Source organism: Mycobacterium sp. AZCC_0083, from assembly GCF_014202335.1.
In the GTDB taxonomy this organism is placed as follows: Bacteria; Actinomycetota; Actinomycetes; order Mycobacteriales; family Mycobacteriaceae; genus Mycobacterium.
The window spans coordinates 338857-358123 of sequence record NZ_JACHGP010000009.1 but is presented as its reverse complement, the minus strand read 5'-3'; the positions used below and the strand labels follow the sequence as shown (position 1 = coordinate 358123).

The window sequence follows — 19267 nt, the reverse complement described above, 5'->3', positions numbered from 1 at the left end:
GCGCGTTAGCGGTCGCTGACCGGGCGAAACTGCGCCGAAGTAGCACTTTTCGGGACCTGCTCGAGGGCAACTCGTCACCCAGAGTGCACGAACACGTCACGCCCTGATTGCCATCAGGCCCGACGACTCAGCGAACGTGCACCTCATGAGCACTGCATCCGTACTCATAGCCGCTGATGAAACCGACGCCGCCGCCTCGGACGTGACCGGGCCGCGCTACACCCTGCTGTTGTCCACCGACCCAGACCTCGTCGACGCCGCGCAGCGACTCCGTCACCAGGTGTTCACCTCAGAACCGGGCTTCGAGCTCAAGGGCGACTCCGGTGGTCGTGACGCCGACCGCTTCGACGAGTTCTGCGATCACCTGCTCGTTCGCGAGGACACCTCCGGTGAACTCGTCGGGTGCTACCGGATGCTTCCGCCACCCGGCGCCATCGCCGCTGGCGGCCTTTACACGGCAACGGAATTCGACGTCAGCGCGCTCGACCCGCTGCGGCCGTCGCTGGTCGAGATGGGCCGCGCCGTGGTCCGCGACGACCACCGCAACGGCGCCGTGGTCCTGCTGATGTGGGCCGGAATCCTGGCCTACCTCGATCGCTGCGGATACGACTACGTCACCGGCTGCGTGTCGGTCCCGGTCCAGGGCGGTCCCGACGAGACGCCGGGCACCCAGATCCGCGGTGTCCGCGACTTCGTCCGGCGCAGGCATGCCTCCGAGTACGTCGTGCACCCGTACCGGCCGGTGACGGTGGACGGCAGAGGCCTCGAAGACATCGAACCGCCTGGCCGGCTGACCGTTCCACCACTCATGCGCGGTTACCTGCGCCTGGGTGCGCGGGTCTGCGGCGACCCCGCCCACGACCCCGACTTCGGGGTAGGCGACTTCCCTGCACTGCTGGACAAGAGTCAGGCCGACGTGCGCTACCTCAAGAGACTGCGTTCGGTCTCCCAGGCCGACGAAATGGCAGGGGCCATGGCTACCAGCTTGGGCGACGGAGCGTCACGATGAGCAGTCACGCGCTGACCGACAACCCGTGGCTGCCGCGGGCGTCCTGCGACTCCTCCTGCATCCGGTGCGACGCCTCACACGGATCTCGACGCGCGGTCGTCGCACTGCGCACCTCGGTCCGCATCGCGTGCGCCATGGTGATCCTCCCCGCGGCTGCGCTGCTCGCGGTTCCCATGCCCGGCAAGTCTAAGGCCCAGCGCATCTACTGCCGAATGATGTTGCGATGCCTCGGGGTGCGAATCACGGTGTCCGGTGGCCCGATTCGCAACCTGTCCGGCGTGCTGGTGGTCAGCGGCCACGTGTCCTGGGTCGACGTGTTCACCATCGGTGCCGTATTGCCGGGCTCGTTCGTGACGCGCGCCGACCTGGTGGACTGGCCCGCACTTGGCTTCCTGGCACGCCTCATGAAGGTCATCCCGATCGAACGGGCCAACCTGCGCCGCCTTCCCGCCGTGGTGCAGGCCGTCGCCGACAGACTGCGGGCCGGGCAGACCGTCGTGGCGTTCCCGGAGGGCACCACGTGGTGCGGACTGGGCTACGGCCCGTTCCGGCCGGCCATGTTCCAGTCCGCAGTCGACGCGGGCCGCCCGGTGCAGCCGCTGCGCCTGACCTACCACCATCGCGACGGTGCGCCGTCGACCGTGCCCGCGTTCATCGGCGACGACTCGCTGATGGCTTCCGTGCGCCGGGTGATCACGGCCAGGCGCACGGTGTGCCACGTGCAGGTCCAGTCGCTGCAGCTGCCGGGTGACGACCGGCGCGATCTGGCCGCGCGATGCGAGTCGGCGGTGCGCGGGACCTCCTCGCGGGCGGTTCACGTGACCGGAGGACACAAGCTGGTCGCCTGACCGGCTCGTTTGCAGGCGAAGCGGGTGTGGACGCCCCTTCTGAGGCGGTCGTGGATCAACTGCGGTTGGTGCAATGGGGCAGTCGGTGGCCCGGCCCGTAAACTGGGCGGGTTATGAGCGCCGTCTACCTCGATCACGCCGCCACTACCCCGATGCACCCCGCTGCCATCGAGGCGATGACGGCGGTGCTGGCGACGGTCGGCAACGCATCGTCGCTGCACACCACGGGCAGGGCAGCGCGCCGGCGCATGGAGGAAGCGCGCGAGACGCTGGCCCAGCTGCTGGGCGGCAGGCCGTCCGAGGTGATCTTCACTGCCGGCGGCACCGAGAGCGACAACCTGGCCGTCAAGGGCATCTTCTGGGCGCGACGTGACGCCGACCCGCGCCGCCGCAGGATCATCACCACGCCCATCGAGCACCACGCGGTTCTCGACGCGATCGAATGGCTTGCCGAGCACGAGCACGCCGAGGTGACGTGGCTGCCGATCGGCCCCGACGGCTCGGTCACCGCGGCGGCATTGCGCGAGGCACTTGCCGAACACGACGACGTCGCCCTGATCTCGATCATGTGGGCGAACAACGAGGTCGGCACCATCATGCCGATCGCAGAATTGGCGGCCGTCGCGGCGGAGTTCGACATTCCGATGCATAGCGACGCGATCCAGGCGGTCGGCCAACTACCGGTCGACTTCGCGGCGAGTGGCCTTTCGGCGATGAGCGTGGCCGCGCACAAGTTCGGCGGTCCAACCGGTGTCGGCGCCCTGCTGCTGCGCCGTGACACCGCGTGCGTGCCGTTGCTGCACGGCGGGGGACAGGAGCGCGACGTCCGCTCCGGCACACCGGATGTCGCAGGCGCGGTCGCCATGGCCGCAGCCGCCCGCATCGCGGTGGATGGACTCGACGGCTACCGGTGCAGGATCTCGGCGCTGCGGGACCGGTTGATCGATGGCGTTCTCGACGCGATCGACGACGTCTACCTCAATGGCGCCGTCGGTGCGCAGCGCCTGCCTGGCAATGCGCACTTCACCTTCCGCGGGTGCGAGGGCGACGCGCTGCTGATGCTGCTGGACGCCAAGGGCATCGAGTGCTCGACCGGCTCGGCGTGTACCGCCGGAGTCGCGCAGCCGTCACACGTCTTGATCGCGATGGGCGCCGACCCGGCCAGTGCCAGGGGATCGCTGCGACTGTCGTTGGGACACACCAGCACCGAGGCCGACGTCGACGCGGCGATTGCCGTGTTGCCCGCCGCGGTGGCACGGGCCCGGCAGGCCGCGCTGGCCAGCGCGGGTTCACGAAAGTAGTGGCGATGATGCGCGTTCTGGTCGCGATGAGCGGCGGTGTGGACTCCTCGGTGGCCGCCGCCCGCATGGTCGACGCCGGGCACGACGTCGTCGGCGTGCACCTGGCGTTGTCGTCGGCACCGGGAACCCTGCGAACGGGCTCTCGCGGATGCTGCTCCAAGGAGGACGCCGGGGATGCGCGACGTGTCGCCGACATCCTCGACATCCCGTTCTATGTTTGGGATTTCGCCGACCGCTTCAAAGAAGACGTGATCGACGACTTCGTGGAGTCCTATGCACGTGGCGAGACCCCGAACCCATGCGTCCGCTGCAACGAGCGGATCAAGTTCTCGGCCTTGTACGCCCGCGCACTGGCGTTGGGGTTCGACGCCGTCGCCACCGGGCACTACGCGCGGCTGTCGGATGGCCGCCTGCGCCGCGCCGTCGACGGCGACAAGGATCAGTCCTACGTGCTGGGCGTGCTCACCGCAGAGCAGTTGCGGCACGCGGTGTTCCCGATCGGTGACACCCCCAAGCCACGGATCCGCGAGGAAGCCGCTCAGCGTGGGCTGGCCGTCGCCGACAAGCCCGATAGCCATGACATTTGCTTCATCCCGTCCGGTGACACTCAGGCGTTCCTCGGCGCCCGGATCGGGGTACGCCACGGATCGGTGGTCGATGGCGGCGGCACCGTGCTGGCCGAACACGATGGCGTGCACGGCTTCACGATCGGTCAGCGCAAGGGTCTTGGCATCGCAGGTCCTGGGCCCGACGGCCGTCCGCGCTACGTGACCGGAATCGACGCCGAGAGCGGCACCGTGCACGTCGGCGATGCCGCCGAGCTCGACGTGTGGACGCTGACCGGTGAACGGCCGGTGTTCACTTCAGGTTTCGCGCCCACCGGCCCAGTGGAGTGCGAGGTACAGGTCCGCGCCCACGGCGGCCTCGCCACGGCCGTCGCCGAACTGCGCGACGGAGTGCTGATGGCCGCCCTCCGCAGCCCGCTGCGCGGCGTGGCCCCCGGGCAGACGATGGTGCTCTACCGCCCTGATGCCGACGGCGACGAAGTGATCGGCAGCGCGACCATCGGTGCCACCACGTCCTAGGCCTTGGAACGGCGCGCTCCCTGTTGGTGCACGTCTGCCCTACCGGCGCGCTCTGCCGCGTTCTTTGGCCAACCTACGCACGCCCCGTTTAGTGGAATCAATGTGCTACAAATGCGCTACTATTGTGCTACTCTGGCGGGATGCAGGACGTCGAAAGCATTGGAATCCGGGAGCTCCGGCAACACGCCTCACGGATCATCGAAGCGGCAGAAGGCGGAACGACCTACCGCGTGACCAATCACGGAAAAGACACCGGAGTCCTCATCGGCAAGGGCGACGCCAGCGGCCGCGGCGCCGAGCCTGAACGCCGTCGCGGCGCGACCCCCGATCAGATTGTCAGCTCCGGCGTGTACGACAGCCAAAAGCCAGAGAGCTACGAACAGGAAATGCTGCGAATCGTGGAGCGCGGGCGCAACGAGTCGGGACACGTGGGTGAGTGAACATACACCTGGACACCAATCTGCTCATCCAACAGCCTGACTGGGACCGACTGCCACCTGGACGCCACGAACTCTTCGTCTCGGCAATCGTTTTCGCCGAATTCAGCGAAGGCACCACACACCCAGACCCAAGCGTTGCGGCCCGTGCTCGACTGGACTTGATCAAGTTGCGTGCCGCCTACGGAGACGGTCTGCCGTTTACGCAGCGCGAGGCTGACGTCTATCGAGAACTGTGCGCCACCGTCTCCGCGGCCGGAAAGGCAGCGGGCGGGCGCCGCCGGGTGGACCTCATGATCGCAGCGGTTGCCGTCGCCGACAATGCAGCCTTGGCAACCCGCAACGCCTCCGACTTCACCGGGCTGGAATCAGTCCTCGAAGTCGTGCTGTTATGAAGCGCTCAATCAACGGTCGTCGAAACTTTTGCGTGGGCTTGAGTCTCCTCCGAACGGCCCGTCAGCGGCCACAACGCGTGCACCCGTATAGCGTATGGGCGCCAACAGGTCCGCATGGTGCGAACAGCGACTCCGGACAGCTAAGGCTAGCGTCGCTCGTCGTAAATCGATCCGAGTAACGCTAGCCCGCTGCGAATCGCGGCCTCGTCGATCGAGCCGTAGCCGAGAACCAAAGCCGGTGGCGCAGAACGGGCATCGCTGAAATGCCAACTCGCTCCCTCGATGTGCAGACCCCGGCGGCGGGCGTCCTCGACGAGGCCCGATTCGTCGATTCCACTCGGCAACTGCACGTACAGATGCAAGCCCGCGGCGACGCCTGTGGGCAGTGCACCGGGCAGCGCCGTCGAGATCACATCCAGCGTCGCGTCGCGTCGACGCCGATAGATCGGACGAACCCGACGGAGATGGCGGGTGAGTCCACCGCCGCTGACGAATCGCGCCAGCGCCAGCTGCTCGAGCATCGTCGTTCCCATGTCGTCGAGCACCTTCTCGCGAATGACGTCGTCGACGAGCCTGCGTGGCAACACGATCCAGCCCAGCCGCAGTGCAGGAGTGAGGGTCTTGCTCGCACACCCCGCATAGGCCACCTGCTCCGGTGCCAGGCCTTGAAGGGCGCCGATCGGTGCACGGTCGTATCGGAACTCCGCGTCGTAGTCGTCCTCGATGACCAGCCCAGCGTGGTCGTGAGCCCATTCGACGAGCGCCGCGCGCCGCTGCGCGCTCAACACCGCTCCTGTCGGATACGAATGCGCGGGTGCCACCAACACGGCACCGACCTTCTGTTCCGCCAGCCGCGCCACGTCGATGCCGTCGCCGTCCACCGAAACGGGCGTCACCCGCAGACCGGTGTTGAGGATGGCCTCGCGATGCAGCCCGAAGCACGGGTCTTCGACCGCCACCGCTTCGACACCACGGCGCCGCAACGCCCGGCAGACCAACACCAGGGCCTGCGTCAGGCCCGCCGTGATCATCATCCGATCGGGGTCGGCCGCTACGCCACGTACCCGGCCCAGGTAGTTCGCGAGTGCCACTCGCAACGGCAGGGCACCGAGCGGACCTGGGTAGCCCAGTTCATGATTCGGCACGTCGTGCACCGCCGCCCGGTAGTGGCGCAGCCACTCGACCCGCGGGAACAGTGCCGGATCCGGCAGTCCGCCGACGAAGCGGACTTCGTTGACCGTTTCGCTTCGTACCGTTGGCGCTGTGAGAGGCGGCTGGGCGGTTGTCAGAACTCGGGTGCCGGATCCCTGGCGCCCACCCAGGTAGCCGTCGGCGACGAGGTGCTCGTATGCGTCGACCACCACGCTGCGAGCGACGCCGAGATCGCTTGCCAGTGTTCGTGACGCGGGAAGCAACGTCCCCGCGGGCAGCTTCCCCTCTTGGATCGCCGACCGCAATTGCTGCTGCAACTGTTCGCGCAATCCGCGGCGCTCGGACCGGTCCAGGGCGAGTAGGAGGTCCGTCGGGAAGCCGGCGTCGTCAGAATTGGTCTGTTCGAATAGTTCTGCATTGGACCGTGACACACACCAATCGTAGCGGCCAACCTAGAGGCATGCCCTCGACGAGAATCGCCACCATGGCGGTAGCGGCCCCGATGATCACCCCATGGATGGCCGGACCCCATGACCCCGGTGAGGATTCCGTCGTGGTCAGCGTCACCGAATTCTTGGCTCATCACAGAACGGCACTCCCTGGCGTCGGCGTCAACGGCCTGCGGATGGGTGCCGGCTGGTACGCGATGCCCGGAGCGGTGGGGCTATGGCTGTGGATGCTGCCTGCCACGTCGCGTGGCGGTTCCATCTCGGTGTGGGCCAGCGAGGCCGACTTGGAGCGGTTCATCAGCCTGCCCCATCACGTCGACATCATGGCGCGCTACGGCGACCGTGGAACGGTTCGCTCCACGGTGTGGGTGGCGGACCGATTCGAACGCGATGCGACCATCGATCGCGCACGGACGTGGATCGCGGAGCGTTAACCCGGCACCTTCTCCATGATGTTGGTCAGCACGATGTCGGGCACCGAGTCGGGGAACGTGCAGAACGTCACCTCGACGAGCACGACCGACTTCAACCGGTAGTCGCGCCCGCACCGGTTGCCCGTGCGGGTCTGTACCGAGTCGTCCGTTGCAGTCCGCTCGCCGACGAGCGTCGGGCCGATGGGCGTCGAGGCGCACTGATCCATCAGCTCGACGAGGCCGTCGAACGCGCGGCGCGCGGCGTCCGGGTTGCGGTAGGCGGCGGCTCCCTGCGAGATCAGCGCCCCTTCTGGCGGGTCTTGATAGGTCGTCTTGTGGAACTCCTCGACGTCGGGTCCGAACGTCTGCGTCTCGGCGAAGTACCACCGGCAGGGCGGGGGAACGGCGTCGGCCATCAGATCGATGTCGACGGGCAGCTTGCCGTCCATGCTCGGAATCACCGTGAGGTCCTCGCCCGCGCCCGTGATGGCCCGCATCTGCGACTGTTCGAGCAGAACGCGGTCGACGTCGACCGGCGATCGAGATTCGTCGTCGAAGCCCCGCACCGACCGGATCGCGTTGCCGGTGACGGTGTGCGTGCACGACGTCGTCCCTGCCATGCTCAGGGCTACGGCACACACCACCAGTAGCGTTCTGGCCGACGCGGGCATGGCTGAGACTAACGCGTTTGCCTGGCCATCGAATACTGTTGGCCGAGTGAGTGTTTTCGCCGCGGCGACCGGCATCGGTTCCTGGCCAGGCTCGTCCGCGCGCGAGGCCGCCGAAGTGGTGGTCGGCGAGTTGCACACCCTGACCCACGTGGTCGAGTTGCCGGCTCGCGGGGTGGGGGCCGACATGATCGGTCGCGCCGGCGCGTTACTCGTCGCCATCGGCATCGACACGGTGCCGCGCGGCTACCGCATCGCCAGCGGTCGTGGCGCGGTGACCCGCCGCGCCATCAGCCTGCTCGGCGAAGACGTCGATGCACTCGAGGAGGCCTGGGAGAAAGCCGGGTTGCGCGGCAGCACGCGGACGGTGAAGGTCCAGGCGCCCGGCCCGATCACGCTGGCTGCCCAGCTCGAACTGCCCGGCGGCCACCGCGCCATTACCGATCGCGGCGCGCTGCGTGACCTGGCCGGTTCGCTCGCCGAAGGCGTGGCGGCCCACCGGGCCGAGCTGACCCGACGGCTCGAGACGACGGTCGTCGTCCAGTTCGACGAACCGCTGCTACCTGCCGCGCTGGCGGGTCGACTGACGGGGGTGACCAGCTTCTCGCCGGTGCACCCGGTCGACGAGGCGGTGGCCACTGCGCTCCTCGACGAGTGCGTGGCGACCGTGGGTGGCGAGGTCGTCCTGCACAGCTGCGCATCGGACCTTCCGTGGAAGATATTGCAGCGCAGCACACTTCATGCCATTTCCGTGGACGTTTCAACGCTCACCGCCGCCGACCTCGACGGTATCGGGGAGTTCGTCGAATCGGCCCGCACGGTCGTGTTGGGCGTCGTGCCGTCGACTGCGCCCGCCGCTCTGCCGTCGGCCAGGGAGGTAGCCAAGGCAGCGGCTGCCGTCACCGACCGACTCGGCTTCTCGCGGGAAGTGCTGCACGACCGCGTCGGCATCACGCCCGCGTGTGGGCTGGCCGGCGCCACGCCGGAGTGGGCTCGCCTGGCGATCGAGCTCGCGCAGAAGGCGGCCGACGCGTTCGCCGAGGACCCCGACGCGGTATAGGCGAATCCGCGAATTCAAGCACTCGAGGCTGCTCTAGCCGGTGTGGTTGGCTCGATTCATGGAGCTGACCGAACGGTTTGAGTGGCAGGGACGGACGATTGCGTGTGGGCGAGGCGGCACCGGCCCCGACGTGGTCTTCTGCCACGGAACTCCGTTCTCCTCGGCGGTGTGGACGCGCTACGCGGATGCGCTCAGCGATGACTTCACGGTGCACCTGTGGGACATGCCCGGCTATGGGCAGTCATCGAAGGACCGTGATCACGCCGTCGACTTCGACGCGCATGCCAAGGCGTTCACGGCCCTGCTCGACCATTGGCAACTCGAACGACCACACGTCGTTGCGCACGACTTCGGCGGCGGGGTATCGCTGCGTGCGACGTTGGTCGAGCAGGCTACCTATGCGTCGCTGATGCTGGTCGACGTCGTCGCGATCCCGCCAAGCGGCTCACCGTTCTTCCGGTTCGTGCAGGATCATCCGACGACGCTCGACGCGCTTCCCCGCTACATCCACGAGGCGATCCTGCGCGCCTACATCCAAGGCGCGAGCCACCATCGTCTGCGAGACGGCGACCTCGCGACGCTCGTTGCTCCATGGATCACTCACGCGGGGCAGCCCGCGTTCTATCGCCAAATCGCCCAGTACGACGAACGATTCCTGGTGGAGAACGAGCAGCGGCTGGGAGATCTGTCCATGCCGGTGAAGGTGGTATGGGGCGCCGACGACGGGTGGATTCCTCTCGAGACGGGTCGTCGACTGGCCGACCTGATACCCGGCGCCACCTTCACCGAGGTGCCCGAGGCTGGCCACCTGATGCAGTACGACGCACCCGTCGCCCTCGGCAATCTGATCCGGGGATGGCTGACCTCCTCGGCGACGTGACGATGATAGGCAACTAAATGGTTGCATTTATCGACACCTCTCGTTACCGTGAAAGGTGACCAAGAGGAGGTTGAATAATGAGTACTGATCGGATCGAGAAGGAAGTTCTGCTCCGCGCTCCGCTGGACCGGGTCTGGCGGGCGATCGGCGATTCGTCCGAGTTCGGCCGTTGGTTCGGCGTCCGCTTCGATGGCCCATTCGTCGAGGGGGAGTCCGTCACCGGGGTGATTACTCCGACAACCGTCGACTATGACGTCGCCCGGCAGCAGGAACCCCATGCCGGCCACTCCGACACCTGGCAGATCGTCTCCATCGAACCGCAACGGCGGCTGGCGTTCCGCTGGCATCCCTACGCCGTCGAGCCAGGCGCCGACTACTCCAAGGAACCGACGACCCTCGTCGAGTTCACCTTGACCGAATCACCTGACGGAGTCCTGCTCAAGATCGTCGAATCCGGGTTCGACGCCATTCCCGAGGACCGGCGTGCCGCCGCATTCGATGCGAACAGCGGAGGCTGGGAGGCGCAGACCCGACTGGTGCAGAAGTACCTCGCACTCGGCGAACGAGTGTGACCACATCTGCGGCTCTCGACGGAGCCGCACCCCTGTTCGACGCCCTGGGTGACCCGACGAGGCTGAGCGTGTTCGCTCGGCTGTGTGACGGTGGGCCGTCGTCGACTTCGCAAGTCATGCAAGTGATTCCGGTGAGTCGACAGGCAGTGAGCAAGCACCTGTCGATGCTCGAAGCAGTGGGTTTGGTGCACAGCCGCAAACACGGCCGCGAGCGCATCTGGACGGTTCGGACCCAGCCGCTGGTGCAGGCCGGCGATTACCTCAGTCAGTTGTCGAATCGCTGGGATCACGCAGTCGAACGTTTGCAGGCCTTCGTCGAGGATCCTTCGGACATCTGATGAAGCGGCGCGACCCAGTTCGCCAACCGTGCCAGAATGGGGGAGATGCGCCAGTTCCCAGTTGGTCGGGAAGGGACTATGGCCCGATCGAAGCTACTCACCATTGCCGGTGCGGGGACGGTCGCCGCGTTCTTGCTGGTCGGCGGTGCCGCCATCCCCGTCGTATCGGCTGATCCCGGTCACTCACACGGTGGGAACAACTCCCAGCGCGGCGGCAATTCGCGCGAAGGTGACCGAGACTTTCGCGACCGTGACGGTCAGAGGGGTGGCCAGGGCCGGGACGACGATGGCGGTTGGCAACGCGACGACGACCCCGTCGGATCCGGTGGCACGACCGGCCCAAATCGCTGGAACGACCCCAGCAGTCTCAAACCCTCAGACGGCGCGAACCGCACCGGCACGCTCAAGCCGAACCAATCCGGAGAAACGACACGCACCGGAACCACCACCAGCCGATCTGAGGCCGTGACCACCCCCCCGGTGACGGTGGTGGAGTCGCCGGTGACGGCCCGCAGGGCGGCCGGTGTGGCGACCCCCGCCACCCTGGCACCCATTCCGGCAGTCCCCGCCGTGCCCGCTCGCCCCGTCTCCGGAGGCGGTGGCGCGAGCCCTGTCACGGCCACACCGCCTGTTACCCCAACGGCCGTGACGGTCGGCAACGGGCGCTCACCGGGCATCCTGACGGGGCGGCCCGAGCGCGCACCAAGATCGACCGGTACCACCCCGAATGTGGCGCCGGCCGTGACCCAGCCGGCCGCGACGCACCTACCGCCGACCGACCGGCTCGACGTGGCACCCGCCGAACGAATGGTGGCGTCGCTGTGGGCTGCCGCTGCACCTGGTCAGCCCGGCGGCCTCCTGTTCGGCCTCGCGGGACTCTTCCTCGCGCCCATCGCGGGCGCATGGCTAGGCTACCGACAGGCACGCGCGAGTAGGGCTGCCGCACAACTGATTCGGCACTAGGCCGTTCGCAGGTCCTTGCGCAGGATCTTGCCCGACGCCGTCTTCGGGATGGCGTCGATGAACTCCACCTGCCGGATCTTCTTGTACGGCGCGACCTGATCGGCGACGAACTCCATCACCTCCGTTGCCGTGAGCTCAGCGCCGGGCTGCTTGACCACGAACGCCTTTGGCACCTCTTCGCCCGAGTCGACGTCCCGGACACCGATCACCGCGACATCGGCGATCTGCGGATGGGCGAGCAACACCGCCTCGAGTTCGGCGGGCGGCACCTGGTACCCCTTGTACTTGATCAGCTCCTTGAGCCGATCGACGATGTAGACGCACCCGGTGGAGTCGACGCGCGCGAGGTCGCCGGTGTGCAGGAAGCCGTCGTCGTCGATGGTCTCTCTGGTGGCCTGCTCGTTGCCAAGGTACCCGGCCATCACGTTGGGCCCGGAGAACCAGAGCTCGCCGGTCTCGCTGAGTCCTGAAGCGGGCGGATCGATTTCGGCGCCGGTCTCGGGGTCGACGATCTTGCTCACCGCGTTGGGCACCGTCCAGCCGCACGAGTTCAGCGGCGCCGTCGACCCGATCATCTCCCGCCCGCCGTCGAACGGGGTGACATGGCTGACCGGGCTCAGTTCGCTCATCCCGTACCCCTGGACGACCTGGCAGCCGAGCCGCTCCGACACCGCGTGCCCGAGGTCCTGGTCCAGCGGCGCGGCGCCGGACATGATGCTACGCAGACTCGACAGATCGAATCTCTCGACCAGCGGGTGCTTGGCAAGCGCGACGGCCACCGGCGGGGCGATGAACGCGTGGCTGCACTGGTGATCTGCGATGTTGCCAAGGAATTCGGCGAGGTCGAAACTCGGCATGATGACGAGGCGGGCACGGGCGTGCAGTGCCGCGTTGAGCAGCACGGTCATGCCATAGATGTGGAAGAACGGCAGCACGGCCAGGATCCGGTCGTCGGCGGCCATGCCCTGCAGCGGCCGAATCTGCGCGACGTTGGCAGCCAGGTTGCGATGAGTCAGCATCACGCCCTTGGGATTTCCGGTCGTGCCCGAGCTGTAGGGCAGCACTGCCAGATGCGTCGACGGGTCGAACGACACGTCCGGTGCGGGATGTCCGGGCCCAAGCAGGTCGTCGGCATTGGGATGACCGTCGACCGCAGCGCCGGAACCGTCGAGCACCATCACCGAGGCGTCGGACAGCCCGATGGAGGCAGCTCCGTCGGCCGCCTGAGCCAGTAGCGGCGTCACCGTGACGAGGGCCTTGGCTCGCGAATCCGTGAGCTGCTTGGCGATGTCCTTCGCCGTGAACAGCGCATTGATGGTGGTGGCGGTCGCGCCGGCACGCAGGATGCCGTGGAACGCGATAGCGAACGTGGAACTGTTCGGGGCGAGTAGGCCGACGACGTCGCCGACTCCGATGCCGCGTTGCGCCAGCGCGCCGGCGAAGGCATCGATGCGGGCGAGCATCTCGCCGTAGGTCAGCTCGGCGCCGGACTTCGCGTCGACCAACGCGATTCGATCGGCGTCCTTCTCGGTGAGGCCACCGAAGAGATAGTCGTAAACACTGGTTGTCGGGATGTGGACCTGGGGGTATGGGCTCGCGAAACTCATCTTGCCTCCGATCGAACCATGCCAAGCGGGGTTCGGGGTACGCCTGCATCGGGCTGCATTCGAATACGACGATGGGCCCCTCTCGCGAGGGGCCCACTGCCGTGCTCGGTGATCTAGCTGCTGCTGCCGGATCCTCCACCAGCCGAACCGCTTCCGCTACCGCCGCCCTCCGAGCCGCTGCTGCCGGCGGATGCCGACGCGGATGCGGATGCCGAGGAGGATGCCGAGGTTGATGCGGTCGACGATTCGGTGCCGCCCCCTTCGTTACCCGTCTTGGCCGAGCTCGGGGCCTTGGTCGTCGGCTCCGACTTCGCGCCGTTCTTCACGTCGAGCCCGGACTTGGTACCGGTGTCGGCATCCTTGTCCTTCTTGGTGGACGTGGAACCGGTGCTGGTGTCCTTGTCCTTGCTCTTCGTGGACGCCGATTCGGTGTCGCTGTCCTTCTTGGGCGTCGTGGTGGTGTCCTTGTCCTTGACGGACGTGGTGCCACTGTCGGCGGCGTCCTTGGCCGGTGCAGCGGATGCCGCGGCCGTCGTGTCGGCTGCTGCTGCCGCCGGGGCTGCGGCAGCCAGAGCCGCGACAGGAGCCTCCTCACTGGCGGCCGGGGCCGCCAGTGTCACCAGGTCCGGTTGCAGGATGGTCGCCGCCGCCGTCCCGACGGCAGTCTCCAGGGTGTTGCCGACGGTTCCGACCGTTTGGATCGTGGTGTTGCCCACGTCCCCAACGGTTTTGACCACTGTGTTGCCCGCGTCGCCAAGTCCTTGGGTCAACGTGTTGAGGGTGCCACCCACGGTCGCCAGCGCCTGCTGGCCGATCGAGCCGATGCCCTGGACGGCCAGAGTGCCCGCGGCCCCCAGACCCGCCGCGCCCAGGTTGACCGCGGTCGTCACACCCGCGAGCAGTGTGCCGACGGCCGCAAGGTAATTGCCGGGGTTCAGCGGATTGCTGAGGATGGTGTTCAACGTGCCGCCGACGGTACCGAGCAGGCTTCCGCCGATGGCGCCAAGCGTCTGAAGACCAAGGACGCCCACCCCACCGATGGTGCCCAACGCCGTCAGGCCGATGTTGCCGACGCCGAGCAGCGCCTGCACGCCTGCGGTGCCGACACCGAGGATGGCCTGTGTTCCGGCTTGGCCGAGTCCCAGGACGGCCTGTGTACCTGCGGTGCCGAGTCCCGTGATGGCCTGCAAGCCTGCGGTCCCAACGCCGCCGAGCAGTATGCCCAGCGCGGAGCCGATGTCTCCTGGCGAAAGTGCCAGTGCGGAAACCGGACCCGCCGCCGGCGCGGCCGCAGCCGCCAGACTGACCGGCGCAGCGACCGCGGCGAACGGGGCGGGGGCGGTGAGCAATCCCAAGGCTGCTGCGATCGCCGTCGTTATCGTTCCTGCGATGCCGCCGACGGTGGCCAACGCCGCGTTGCCGATGTTGCCGACCGTCGAGATCGCCGTGTTCCCGATGGTGCCGAGGGCGAGCTCTCCGATGTCTCCGATGCTGCCCACGGTCCCTTCCGCGATGTTGCCGATGGTGCCGACGCCGAGAAGCGCCAGGTTGCCACCGGCACCGAGACCCTGGAGTCCCAGGTTCAGCGAATCCCCAAGCCCGCCCACCAACGACGCGAGGGCGAGGGCGTAACTGTTCGGGTTCAGCGGATTGGCCAGGATGGCACCCAGCGCGCCGCCGGTGCTGGCGAGCAGCGTGTTGCCGATCGCGCCGACCGTCCCGAGCCCGAGGACGCCCAGCCCGCCGACGGTCCCCAGCGCGGTGAGGCCGATGCCGCCGACGCCTGCGACGGCCTGCGCGCCCGAGAGGCCGAGACCCAGCAGTCCCGTGCCACCAATGGCGCCGATGCCGGCGACGGCCTGCACGCCGATGGCACCGATGCCCAGGAACGCTTGATTGAGCGCGATCGCGGCGCCGGCCGCGAGTGCGGCGACGGAATCCAGCACGTCATTGGGCGCCAACGAGGCAATGGCCGCGTTGCTGGCCAAGGAGTTGCTCGCCAAGGAGTTCAACGTCACGATGCCCGTCCCGGCAGCACCGATTCCGGAGATGAGCGTGTTCAGGATCGACGAGACCGTGGCCACCCCCGTGTTTCCGATCACGCCAAGGGTGCTGAGGAGCTGCTCACCCACGGCACCCACACCGAGGAGGCCATTGGTCAGTGCCGCCCCGCCGCCTGCCAGCAGTAGCGCGACTGCCGCCGGGTAGGCGCCAGGGTTGAGCGGGTTGGAGGCGATCACCGAGAGGGCGTTGACCGCGCCTGCCGACAGCGCGCCGACGGTGTTGGTCACGGTGGCCACGGCGTCGTCGCCGATCGCGCCAACTCCGGCGATGGCCTCCTGTCCGATGAGGCCGACCCCCTGGACGCCCGTGGCGGCCGCGACCGACACCGAGGTGACGATGTCCTGGATGGCCGATGCGAGCGAAGTGGGGGTGTAGTCGGCGTAGACCGACGAGATGTCGGGCGCCTTGATCGTGAGATTGGGCGCTGGCGGCGCGATGGGAGCGAGTGCGATGGCAGTTGCTCCAACGAGCGCCACACCGGCTGTGAGGGAAGAACGAATGGCTAGCTGCATGGCAACCCCCTACTAGAAAATCAACCCGACTAGCAAAAGTTACCTGAGAAAAAGGTAGGTAACCAAGAGATTTCCTCAGCAAGTTTTTTCCGCCATGTTTCGATCACCGGATTGGTTTGCTGGTCGAAAGTACCATTCTTTTGCTGGAGGACCGAACTATGTGTGTGCGGGCAAAGACATCTGCCTCATTCTCGAGTTCGCGGGGATTCGGAGTGATCGAAAGTGGGCACGGCGAAGACCCGTGTATTCGCATTAACTGAAATGGCAGACTAGGGATCTTTTTCCCGTAAGAACCTTGAGCTCTTGCACTCATGATGTTTGCGATGGATCATCGGGCCTACCGCGCAATCCCCGTCGGCAGTCTCGGTTGCGACAGTGGTTGGGACGATCCCGGTTGCTGGCCGCTGAATGGGCGCATTGATCAGGTACAACAGCAATGTTCGCTGTGGCGCCCGGTTCGTGGAAGTCGGCTGCCGATGCGTCGCGAGCGCCGTCGGCGTGTCCGCGGGCCGCGGCCGGATCTGCCGGTTCCAGGCCCTCTCCTGCATCAGAACCATGGCCATCTACTCCCCGTGCCCGGCGGGGCACCAGATGGACATTGCTCGCCCGAACTTCGCCACCAAGGGGTGGGAGCCGACTGCCGAGACCCGTCGCCCCTGTTCGGACCTGGTCAAATTGAGGTGATCGGCCTACGCGACCGTCAATTATCAATTGTCGGCAATTCAGGGGTTGCCAGACCAGGTTTGGTTATACGATCGAGATCCTCGCAAATCGGCACCCCCACTGACAGTCCGGGCGCCCTATAGAACTGCACTCAGCAAACTTCCGATGGCTATCTGGTGCGCTGTCGGCATGGGTGGGTGCACTGATCGGCACCGCATGAGACAGCTTCGGTGAGGCGTTGCCCGGCTGGTTCCGGCGAGTGGGATGGGTCAGCGCTCGTCGAGCAGCTTGAGTGCCTTGCGTGGTGCGACCAGCCGGTAGGAGGCGTCCACCAATTCTCTGACCTCTGCCCAGTCCACCTTCGCGGCGGTGAAGTCGAGACCGAGCCATCCGTAGGGGCCCATGTAGGCGGGGAAGAAGAAGCGCCGGTCCTGCTCGAGTGCCTTGCGGTCGTTCTCGTCGGCCTTCACCAATACCGAATGCGGAAACGGGGTCATCTCGCCGGGCTTGATCGTCTTGCAGCTGCCGCCGTAAACCGCGTACATCTTCGGCACGCAGAACACCGGCCGCCCGTGCGAGACCTTCTCGAACGCCTCGGGAAAGTCGAGCGCGATCGCGCGCAGTTCGGCCAGGCCGGGATCGTCGTCGCGAAACATGATCGGGTGCGGCATCCAAGCATCCTAAAGAGGAGCATTCCATGGAGCGCTCAAATCAATTAGGCTAGCCTTACCTAATTGAAAGGAGTAACCATGCCGACGACATGGCTCGACACCGTGCTTCGACAGACCCGACGGCCTGGGGTGTTTCCCTATCCGCATTGGGCGGCAGGCTTCCTGGACAATCCGATCCGGCGCCTCATCGATCGGCCGGCTGCGGCCGTCGACCGCCTCGCACTCACCGGCGCCGAACGCGTGCTCGAGTTGGGTCCGGGGCCCGGTTTCTACAGCACCGAGATCGCCCGACGGGTACCGCAGGGGCAGCTCGACCTGTTCGACATTCAGCCCGAGATGCTCGACAAGGCCCGCCACAATCTCGAGGACGCCGGCTGCCGCAATGTCGGCTATCACGCAGGCGACGCGAGTCGTGGATTCCCGTTCCCCGACGGTCAATTCGACGTCGCGTTCCTGGCGGCGGTGCTCGGCGAGGTACCGGACAAGTCCGCATGCATCCGCGAACTGGCACGCGTCCTGCGCCCCGGTGGCTCGTTGATCCTCGTCGAATCCTTCCCCGATCCCGACCGCTTGAGCGTGCAGACGCTGCGCGACCTCGCCGAACCGGAGGGCTTCCAGCTCCACGTGGCGGAGGGCACGACATGGCGTGACATCGTGATCTTCCGGCGGCTGCCGGCGCCGTAGGGCAAGTCCGCGGCGGGCGTTGTCGGTTACGCATAGCCTCGGGTCATGATCGATCGACGCGGATTCCTGGTGCTCTCCGCGGTGGGTGCCGCCGCGGGAGCCGCGGCGTGTTCGTCGCCCGCCGGCGACGGGGCGAAACCCGACTCCCGCGCCCGCACGGTGGTGGCTGACATGAACCCGTCGGAGACCGACGTCGACCTCGGCGGTGTCAAGGTCCGCACCTGGACCTACACCGGAACCTTGCCCGCCAAGGAGATTCGGCTCACCAAGGGCGACCAGCTGCGGTCGACGGTGACCAACGGCCTGCCGCAGCAGACCACGGTGCATTGGCACGGACTGGCCATCCCGAACGCCATGGACGGCGTGCCCGTCCTGACCCAAGCTCCCATCGCTCCCGGCGCCAAGTTCGCCTACGAGTTCACCCCACCCGACGCGGGTACCTACTACCTGCACTCGCACTTCGGCACCCAGATGGACCGTGGGATGTACGGGCCGTTGATCATCGAGAACCCCGACGACGGAAAGGACTACGACGACGAACTCGTCGTGGTGCTCGACGACTGGATCGACGGCACGGGCACCACACCGGACCAGGTGCTGGAGAACCTGAAGAATACCGGCATGAAACCGATGAGCATGGACGGGCCGATGTCGAGCCCCACGGCTCCGCTCGGCAGCGACGGAGGCGACGTCACCTACCCCTACTACCTGATCAACGGGCGCACCGCCACCGATCCCCAGGTGGTGGACTACCGTGCCGGCCAACGTATTCGACTGCGCGTCATCAACGCGGGCGCGGACACCGCGTTCCGGGTCGCGGTGCCAGGCACCGAATTCGACGTCACCCACACCGACGGCTTCCCCGTGGTGTCCAAGCGGACGGGTTCGGTGATTCTTGGCATGGGCGAGCGGGTCGACGCCATCATCACCGTGGGATCGTCGGTGCCGTTGATCGCCGCACCGGAGGGCAAGGACGGCCACGCACAACTGAATCTCCGCGTCGCCGGCGCCCCGGCGAACGTCGACGTCGACGCGTTCGTCAAGACGCTGCGAACCTCCGAGGTGCTCAACACCGCCACCCTGACGCCCACGCCTGATGTCGTGCTGCCGCAACGTGATCCGGACACCGTTCTCGACCTGAAGCTCACGGGCCCGCTGGCTGGGTACACCTGGCCCATCAACGGCAGGCTGTACGACCCACCGAACGACGGGCTCGCCGTCGACGCGGGCAAACGGGTGCGGCTGCGGTTCGCCAACAATTCAATGATGTTTCACCCCATGCACTTACACGGACACACGTTTCAGGTTGTCCAGCCCGGCGGTCCGGGGCCGCGCAAGGACACGGTGCTCGTCCCGCCGATGACGACCGTCGAGGTGGACTTCGACACCAACAATCCGGGCAAGTGGATCGTGCATTGTCATAACGAGTACCACCTGGAATCCGGAATGGCGACGTTCGTCGAGTACACCGGCTGAACCACTCGGCCCGCGGTGTC

General features: G+C 66.9%; 19 protein-coding genes. 14 read left to right on the top strand and 5 right to left on the bottom strand.

Annotated elements, in window-relative coordinates; genetic code table 11:
* The first annotated feature begins 145 nt into the window (after window positions 1–145).
* The 6 genes from HNP02_RS23875 (at window position 146) to HNP02_RS23850 (ending at window position 5075) form a co-directional block, all read left to right on the top strand.
* Window positions 146–1009, top strand: coding sequence for a GNAT family N-acetyltransferase (locus tag HNP02_RS23875; RefSeq protein ID WP_184442943.1), 864 nt, complete (start codon window positions 146–148; stop codon window positions 1007–1009).
* Window positions 1006–1857 (top strand): 1-acyl-sn-glycerol-3-phosphate acyltransferase, encoded by an 852-nt coding sequence (locus HNP02_RS23870; protein WP_184442942.1) that lies wholly within the window; start codon window positions 1006–1008, stop codon window positions 1855–1857. The genes HNP02_RS23875 and HNP02_RS23870 overlap by 4 nt, the downstream gene beginning before the upstream one ends.
* A 113-nt stretch (window positions 1858–1970) precedes the next feature.
* Entirely contained in the window at window positions 1971–3158 is a 1188-nt protein-coding gene (locus tag HNP02_RS23865; RefSeq protein WP_184442941.1) for a cysteine desulfurase family protein, read from the top strand.
* Between the two features lie 8 nt (window positions 3159–3166).
* Window positions 3167–4243 (top strand): tRNA 2-thiouridine(34) synthase MnmA, encoded by a 1077-nt coding sequence (mnmA, locus tag HNP02_RS23860; RefSeq protein ID WP_184443011.1) that lies wholly within the window; start codon window positions 3167–3169, stop codon window positions 4241–4243.
* A 140-nt stretch (window positions 4244–4383) separates the two neighbouring features.
* Window positions 4384–4683: a type II toxin-antitoxin system Phd/YefM family antitoxin gene (locus HNP02_RS23855; RefSeq protein ID WP_184442940.1), complete on the top strand. Its 300-nt coding sequence runs from the start codon at window positions 4384–4386 to the stop codon at window positions 4681–4683.
* Window positions 4680–5075 carry a PIN domain-containing protein gene (locus HNP02_RS23850; RefSeq protein ID WP_184442939.1) on the top strand — a complete coding sequence of 132 codons (396 nt, stop codon included), beginning with the start codon at window positions 4680–4682 and terminating at the stop codon, window positions 5073–5075. Before HNP02_RS23855 ends, HNP02_RS23850 begins: the two co-directional genes overlap by 4 nt.
* A 146-nt stretch (window positions 5076–5221) precedes the next feature.
* Here the strand turns inward: HNP02_RS23850 and HNP02_RS23845 are convergent, their stop codons facing one another.
* Window positions 5222–6658 carry a PLP-dependent aminotransferase family protein gene (locus HNP02_RS23845; RefSeq protein ID WP_184442938.1) on the bottom strand — a complete coding sequence of 479 codons (1437 nt, stop codon included), beginning with the start codon at window positions 6656–6658 and terminating at the stop codon, window positions 5222–5224.
* Window positions 6659–6687: 29 nt separating this feature from the next.
* Here HNP02_RS23845 and HNP02_RS23840 point away from each other — a divergent pair, with 29 nt between their 5' ends.
* Window positions 6688–7110: a hypothetical protein gene (locus tag HNP02_RS23840; protein ID WP_184442937.1), complete on the top strand. Its 423-nt coding sequence runs from the start codon at window positions 6688–6690 to the stop codon at window positions 7108–7110.
* Here the strand turns inward: HNP02_RS23840 and HNP02_RS23835 are convergent.
* Window positions 7107–7760: a sensor domain-containing protein gene (locus tag HNP02_RS23835; RefSeq protein WP_184442936.1), complete on the bottom strand. Its 654-nt coding sequence runs from the start codon at window positions 7758–7760 to the stop codon at window positions 7107–7109. The two genes, HNP02_RS23840 and HNP02_RS23835, sit on opposite strands and share 4 nt — an antisense overlap.
* A 46-nt stretch (window positions 7761–7806) precedes the next feature.
* Between HNP02_RS23835 and HNP02_RS23830 the strand changes: the two genes are divergently transcribed.
* From HNP02_RS23830 to HNP02_RS23810, 5 genes are all read left to right on the top strand, one after another.
* Window positions 7807–8817 (top strand): methionine synthase, encoded by a 1011-nt coding sequence (locus tag HNP02_RS23830; protein ID WP_184442935.1) that lies wholly within the window; start codon window positions 7807–7809, stop codon window positions 8815–8817.
* Window positions 8818–8875: 58 nt separating this feature from the next.
* Window positions 8876–9697: an alpha/beta fold hydrolase gene (locus HNP02_RS23825; protein WP_184442934.1), complete on the top strand. Its 822-nt coding sequence runs from the start codon at window positions 8876–8878 to the stop codon at window positions 9695–9697.
* Window positions 9698–9774: 77 nt separating this feature from the next.
* A complete protein-coding gene (locus HNP02_RS23820; RefSeq protein ID WP_184442933.1) occupies window positions 9775–10269 on the top strand; it encodes an SRPBCC family protein in 495 nt (164 codons plus the stop codon).
* The gene (locus tag HNP02_RS23815; RefSeq protein WP_184442932.1) at window positions 10266–10607 is read left to right on the top strand and encodes a helix-turn-helix transcriptional regulator; all 342 of its coding nucleotides are present in this window, start codon (window positions 10266–10268) and stop codon (window positions 10605–10607) included. The genes HNP02_RS23820 and HNP02_RS23815 overlap by 4 nt, the downstream gene beginning before the upstream one ends.
* 78 nt (window positions 10608–10685) lie before the next feature.
* Window positions 10686–11570, top strand: a complete 885-nt coding sequence (locus HNP02_RS23810; protein WP_184442931.1) for a hypothetical protein — start codon at window positions 10686–10688, stop codon at window positions 11568–11570.
* On the opposite strand, the gene HNP02_RS23805 is transcribed toward HNP02_RS23810, so the two are convergent.
* The 3 genes from HNP02_RS23805 to HNP02_RS23795 all read right to left on the bottom strand — a co-directional run bounded on the left by HNP02_RS23805 (window position 11567) and on the right by HNP02_RS23795 (window position 17087).
* A complete protein-coding gene (locus HNP02_RS23805) occupies window positions 11567–13177 on the bottom strand; it encodes a 4-coumarate--CoA ligase family protein (protein ID WP_184442930.1) in 1611 nt (536 codons plus the stop codon). The genes HNP02_RS23810 and HNP02_RS23805 overlap by 4 nt on opposite strands.
* 113 nt (window positions 13178–13290) lie before the next feature.
* Complete coding sequence (locus tag HNP02_RS23800) at window positions 13291–15753, bottom strand: hypothetical protein (RefSeq protein ID WP_184442929.1); 2463 nt, start codon at window positions 15751–15753, stop codon at window positions 13291–13293.
* 932 nt (window positions 15754–16685) lie between these two features.
* Window positions 16686–17087 (bottom strand): MmcQ/YjbR family DNA-binding protein, encoded by a 402-nt coding sequence (locus HNP02_RS23795; protein ID WP_184442928.1) that lies wholly within the window; start codon window positions 17085–17087, stop codon window positions 16686–16688.
* A gap of 78 nt (window positions 17088–17165) precedes the next feature.
* Between HNP02_RS23795 and HNP02_RS23790 the strand changes: the two genes are divergently transcribed.
* Window positions 17166–17771 (top strand): class I SAM-dependent methyltransferase, encoded by a 606-nt coding sequence (locus HNP02_RS23790; RefSeq protein WP_184442927.1) that lies wholly within the window; start codon window positions 17166–17168, stop codon window positions 17769–17771.
* Window positions 17772–17816: 45 nt separating this feature from the next.
* On the top strand, window positions 17817–19247 hold the full coding sequence (locus HNP02_RS23785) for a multicopper oxidase family protein (RefSeq protein ID WP_184442926.1): 1431 nt from the start codon (window positions 17817–17819) through the stop codon (window positions 19245–19247).
* Window positions 19248–19267 lie beyond the last annotated feature (20 nt).

Bases quoted from the DNA above. Each gene is read 5' to 3' on its own strand.
- HNP02_RS23810 (WP_184442931.1), top strand. From the start codon at position 10,686: ATGGCCCGATCGAAGCTACTCACCATTGCCGGTGCGGGGACGGTCGCC.
- HNP02_RS23865 (WP_184442941.1), top strand. From the start codon at position 1,971: ATGAGCGCCGTCTACCTCGATCACGCCGCCACTACCCCGATGCACCCC.
- HNP02_RS23840 (WP_184442937.1), top strand. From the start codon at position 6,688: ATGCCCTCGACGAGAATCGCCACCATGGCGGTAGCGGCCCCGATGATC.
- HNP02_RS23875 (WP_184442943.1), top strand. From the start codon at position 146: ATGAGCACTGCATCCGTACTCATAGCCGCTGATGAAACCGACGCCGCC.
- HNP02_RS23825 (WP_184442934.1), top strand. From the start codon at position 8,876: ATGGAGCTGACCGAACGGTTTGAGTGGCAGGGACGGACGATTGCGTGT.
- HNP02_RS23835 (WP_184442936.1), bottom strand. From the start codon at position 7,760: ATGCCCGCGTCGGCCAGAACGCTACTGGTGGTGTGTGCCGTAGCCCTG.
- HNP02_RS23870 (WP_184442942.1), top strand. From the start codon at position 1,006: ATGAGCAGTCACGCGCTGACCGACAACCCGTGGCTGCCGCGGGCGTCC.
- HNP02_RS23790 (WP_184442927.1), top strand. From the start codon at position 17,166: ATGCCGACGACATGGCTCGACACCGTGCTTCGACAGACCCGACGGCCT.
- HNP02_RS23855 (WP_184442940.1), top strand. From the start codon at position 4,384: ATGCAGGACGTCGAAAGCATTGGAATCCGGGAGCTCCGGCAACACGCC.
- HNP02_RS23820 (WP_184442933.1), top strand. From the start codon at position 9,775: ATGAGTACTGATCGGATCGAGAAGGAAGTTCTGCTCCGCGCTCCGCTG.
- HNP02_RS23800 (WP_184442929.1), bottom strand. From the start codon at position 15,753: ATGCAGCTAGCCATTCGTTCTTCCCTCACAGCCGGTGTGGCGCTCGTT.
- HNP02_RS23805 (WP_184442930.1), bottom strand. From the start codon at position 13,177: ATGAGTTTCGCGAGCCCATACCCCCAGGTCCACATCCCGACAACCAGT.
- mnmA (WP_184443011.1), top strand. From the start codon at position 3,167: ATGCGCGTTCTGGTCGCGATGAGCGGCGGTGTGGACTCCTCGGTGGCC.
- HNP02_RS23795 (WP_184442928.1), bottom strand. From the start codon at position 17,087: ATGCCGCACCCGATCATGTTTCGCGACGACGATCCCGGCCTGGCCGAA.
- HNP02_RS23785 (WP_184442926.1), top strand. From the start codon at position 17,817: ATGATCGATCGACGCGGATTCCTGGTGCTCTCCGCGGTGGGTGCCGCC.